This window comes from Flaviaestuariibacter flavus (genome assembly GCF_004337505.1).
Lineage (GTDB): Bacteria > Bacteroidota > Bacteroidia > Chitinophagales > Chitinophagaceae > Flavisolibacter > Flavisolibacter flavus.
The window spans coordinates 1-4,058 of record NZ_SJZI01000014.1; the positions used below are offsets into that span (position 1 = coordinate 1).

A 4,058-nucleotide genomic window follows, 5' to 3' on the forward strand; every position below is an offset into this window, starting at 1 on the left:
GAAGGCACATAAACGCCGCGCAAAAGACCTGCGGCCAGGTGGTTGGCAAGCCTCCGGGCATCAACGGAGTCGGTTTTGCTGCGGCGCTCCTGGTCGGTGCCGGGGATGTCTGCCGGGTTCACGACGATGCATTCCATACCGGCGGCCCACAGCGCGCGGCATAGGGCGAAGCCAAAGGGTCCGGCTTCGTAGACGCAGTGGAACTGTGCTTCACCGTAGCGGGAGCGCAGGTGCTGCACCAGCAGGCCCGCGTCGGCTTCAATGGAAACATTCTGCAGAACGACACCAGAGCATAGTACGGCTACCTGCCAGCGCTTTTTGTGTACGTCAATGCCGACATAGAGTTCATGGTTGGAAAAACCTTCGCTTTTCATTACCTTGGAGACAGGGGCTGTCTCATGAGCTGAAGCCTTTGTGGTTGTTTTCATAACAGAAACATTTTGTCCCATTAAGTTACTTCACTGCAGCGCCGCTTCCGAGTGGATGACTGCCCGCCAGAGACGGCCCCTTTTACATATAGACTGTTGCGCTAGCTTGCTGTCTCAAAGCATATAGTTAACTTAGTTCACCGCCAGCGCAAAGCCCTGGTCGTTGTGCGCAATCCACATAAACCGAAATCAACTGACATGAAAGTAGTTTTGACCATTTCTTTAGTGTGTTGTTCATTTTTCTCAAATGCGCAACAAGTGCAGGTCCTTAGCGCAGAGAAAGATATTTTACATTATGCGATTGATAACATGTTGCAGTATAGCTTTTCGACCAATGAAAGAAACTTGCGCGTGTTGTCTGTTGAGGCTAGGGGTTTCAATTCCCGGTACACCTTTAATAAGAACGGCCTATGCTTTAACCAGTTTATCGAGATTACGGATAAGCGAATTGTTCCACTTTTTGAAAAATATCTCACTCAAAACTTTTCCTTGGAGTTTAACGAGGTAGGAAAAGATTGGGGCTGGACAATGAAGGGTAAGTACGGTGAGATTTCAGTGACGAAAGGAGAGATGCTTGGAAACAAGGTCTATAACTGTTTGGCTATCATGACTCGACCGACGCAATGAGCAATAAGCGGGACGACTGCGCACAACAGGGGCTGTTGCGCTAGCTTGCTTTCCTACAGTTGAAGTATCTTTATAATCATCGCCAGCGCAAAGCCCTGGTCGTTGTGCGCGAGCTGGTGCAACGTTTCCTAAAGTTGAAGTGTCAGTAGTAAAAGCCTCTAATGCGAATACTCTTTTTTCTAGCGGCGCCAATACTTTTTGTAGCCTGCAATAAAGAACAGGAAAGTTCCAGTACTTGGTTGAATGCAAAGGTGGTATCCATTGCCGACATGAACTGCGGTAGGCCATTGTTGAACTTTGCTCAGGATTCAGCCGCAATTCGTGCAATAACCGGTAATGAGTGGCTGACGTATGTAACAAAAGACTTTCCAGCTGAGTACACGGTGGTCGGGAATGATGTGTTGGTAAAAGTGCGGCAAATTAATCCGGAAGAAAGCTTCCCCTGTATTACGTTAGGACCTAGCTTCCCGGTAATCGTCGTGACAGATGTTCGACGACCCTGATAGCCCGCGCACAACATGGGCTGTTGCGCTAGCTTGCCTCACTACAGCAAAGTGTTATCTTTAGTTCAGCGCCAGCGCAAAGCCCTGGTCGTTGGCCGCTATTCGATGAAGACTCCGCTGACCATATTAGCTTTTTTGACTGCATTGAACGCTGCATTTGGGCAGGCACACAGTTCGCTCGAATCAATGATTTTGCAGGCAGATAGGGTTCTGCTTATCTCACACGACGATGTTTTTGTTGGTGTCAGGAAAGAAGCAGTGCCGGGAGAGCATAACAATTCTAAGCCGCTTCCTGCACTTGTAGTGAATGGTCGCCTGAATCGAAGTGTGGTTAAACAGCAGAAAGCGCTTCCGAAATCTGCGCTGGAAGGCCTCATCGAAGCATTCAAGCTCCCTCGCGAAGGCTACCGTTATACGCCGGCCAAGTGCTTTGAGCCGCACCATTCTTTGGTTCTATTAAGGAATGGGCAAGCGTCCTATGTCGACCTTTGTTTCCAATGTCGGCAACTTTCAGCGTCGCAAGACCTATCAGGGGAGGAATTGCTGTTCTCTTGGGAGAAAGTTGCAGCTTACTTCAGGAAGCACGGTTTGACGTACAGGCTGCCGCGGGGCTGACTCGACGGAACAGCGGCCAACATGGGCTGTTGCGCTATGGCCAATGTCCTAAATTCATATCTTTCCTAAAGCAAGGCCACAGCGCAAAGCCCTGGTCGTTGGCCGCAACCTACATTCCTAAAGTGAAAATGATTTCTCGCGGATGAGACACAAGCTTTTGTTGATTGGGCTAATTCTATGTGTGCTTGGGCTTTTGTATCTACTTGTAAGGCGGGACAACCGAAATCTTGATCTTAATCACAAGGTTACAGTTGGAGAAATTGTCGCCATCAACGGTGATTCCAAATCCCCTACCTATAGGATCAAATTCCGGTTTTTAGCCGGCGAGGAAAGATTTAATGGCTCACAGCAATTGCATTGCGGGACAGGCTCTTGTTTAAATGGGTATCGGGCATTGTTGATTGGGAAAAAGCTTCCGGTTGTCTACGAGGCAGGCAAGCCGCAGAACAACGACATCCTCGCTGATGCTGAGATGTTTTCTGACTACAATGTTCCGGTGACTAAAGAATATACCGAAATTATCCGGGCAATCGACAGTATAGAGGCTAATGGAAGGTAGGGTACCTTAGCCTTTAAAGCAAGCCTTTGCTCCTTTACCGATAGCTCCGAAAGGGTCAGATCCTAAAGTACTGACCGGCTGCGGCCAACATGAACTATGGTTATTTCCAAGAGTTTTTTTAAGCGAGTGCGCTTTTAAAATCTGCCTGATACACCGTTCCTTTTGTAGCTATTGCAAATGCTTGTTTGAGCAGCTTATTGCACACGGCGATGAGGGCCACATAGGGCAGCTTTCCTTTGGCCACTAGTCGGTCATAGAGATCCTTACATGCGGCGTTATATTTCTTGGCCGTGAGCGCGCACATGAACAACACACTGCGCAGGTAGCCGTTGCCCATTTTGCAGATTCCCCGCTTTCCCTTTATCGAAGTGCCGCTTGTGTGCTCCCTGGGTGCAAGGCCTGCCAGGGCAATGAGCTGGCGGTAGTTGGAGACCTTGGTAAAGCCGTCGGTGGCTACGATGAGGGTGGCCACGGCGCGCTTGCCCAAGCCGGGCACGGAGCGCAGGTTCTTCATCTGGTTGCCACTCCACTGCTTCAGTTCTGCATCCATCTGCGCTTCCAGCTTTTTCAGTTCCCGCTCGATCCGGGCAATAGAGGCTTTGAGGCTTTTTGTGACCTCCTTATCGGCAAAGGGCATGTAGGTGAGGGCATGCAACTGGTTTTGAAGCATGGTTTTCTGACGCACATACATATTGATCAAAGCCCCGATCTGGCTGCATTTGAGCTGCGCCTGCGAGGGCACACGCCACACGGAAGCTTCTCTTTCCACTCCATAGCGGAAGAGCCAGCGGGCGTCTTTTTTGTCGGATTTGTTACGCTCCAGGTTCATCTGGATAAAGCGCTTGACGACCATTGGATTTTCTACCCGCACGTCGCCTCCTGCTTCCTTCAGGGTAAAGGCAAGGGCGAGATAATAAGGCCCGGAGGTTTCCAGAACATATACCCGCTCACCGCACTTTTCCAGCAGCTCGCGGTGGCCGGAGGCGGTGTTGGAGAGCTTGGTATAATGGGTCCTTCCTTTGTCATCATTGTAATAAACATCGAGGGTGTCTTTAGAGACGTCAATACCGCAAACAAGCTTCATGTTGTACTTTCACTTTGGTTAAAAATGAGGAATGTGATTTTTACACATCTGCAGCCATCCTAATTTCACGCGAGCTCTCCGGCGGCAACCGGTGCTCAGTTGAACTACCCGCAGTATCGTGTAAAAAGGCAGCGGGGGACCATCATGTTAGACAAGCTTGTCCTGGCTTCAGGGGCTGTTTGGTCTTACTCCCGCTGCCCACATTCTTTATCACCGAAAAGTATGAGAAAACAAACATAGGA

At 49.6% G+C, this 4,058-nt stretch carries 6 protein-coding genes; 4 read left to right on the forward strand and 2 right to left on the reverse strand.

Annotated elements, in window-relative coordinates; genetic code table 11:
• Positions 1–428, reverse strand: a 428-nt coding sequence (locus EPD60_RS07580; RefSeq protein WP_165871461.1) for an IS110 family transposase, incomplete at its 3' end; no start/stop codon positions are given.
• A gap of 198 nt (positions 429–626) precedes the next feature.
• Here EPD60_RS07580 and EPD60_RS07585 point away from each other — a divergent pair.
• The 4 genes from EPD60_RS07585 (at position 627) to EPD60_RS07600 (ending at position 2,732) form a co-directional block, all read left to right on the forward strand.
• Entirely contained in the window at positions 627–1,055 is a 429-nt protein-coding gene (locus tag EPD60_RS07585) for a hypothetical protein (protein ID WP_131448475.1), read from the forward strand.
• 161 nt (positions 1,056–1,216) lie between these two features.
• A complete protein-coding gene (locus EPD60_RS07590) occupies positions 1,217–1,558 on the forward strand; it encodes a hypothetical protein (RefSeq protein WP_131448477.1) in 342 nt (113 codons plus the stop codon).
• Between the two features lie 51 nt (positions 1,559–1,609).
• Positions 1,610–2,173: a hypothetical protein gene (locus tag EPD60_RS07595; protein ID WP_131448479.1), complete on the forward strand. Its 564-nt coding sequence runs from the start codon at positions 1,610–1,612 to the stop codon at positions 2,171–2,173.
• A 142-nt stretch (positions 2,174–2,315) separates the two neighbouring features.
• On the forward strand, positions 2,316–2,732 hold the full coding sequence (locus EPD60_RS07600; protein WP_131448481.1) for a DUF3592 domain-containing protein: 417 nt from the start codon (positions 2,316–2,318) through the stop codon (positions 2,730–2,732).
• Positions 2,733–2,850: 118 nt separating this feature from the next.
• Here EPD60_RS07600 and EPD60_RS07605 read toward each other — a convergent pair whose 3' ends face one another.
• Positions 2,851–3,816: an IS110 family RNA-guided transposase gene (locus EPD60_RS07605; RefSeq protein ID WP_131448483.1), complete on the reverse strand. Its 966-nt coding sequence runs from the start codon at positions 3,814–3,816 to the stop codon at positions 2,851–2,853.
• Positions 3,817–4,058 lie beyond the last annotated feature (242 nt).

Coding starts and splice junctions, on each gene's coding strand:
- EPD60_RS07585 (WP_131448475.1), top strand. CDS start 627: ATGAAAGTAGTTTTGACCATTTCTTTAGTGTGTTGTTCATTTTTCTCA.
- EPD60_RS07590 (WP_131448477.1), top strand. CDS start 1,217: ATGCGAATACTCTTTTTTCTAGCGGCGCCAATACTTTTTGTAGCCTGC.
- EPD60_RS07600 (WP_131448481.1), top strand. CDS start 2,316: ATGAGACACAAGCTTTTGTTGATTGGGCTAATTCTATGTGTGCTTGGG.
- EPD60_RS07605 (WP_131448483.1), bottom strand. CDS start 3,816: ATGAAGCTTGTTTGCGGTATTGACGTCTCTAAAGACACCCTCGATGTT.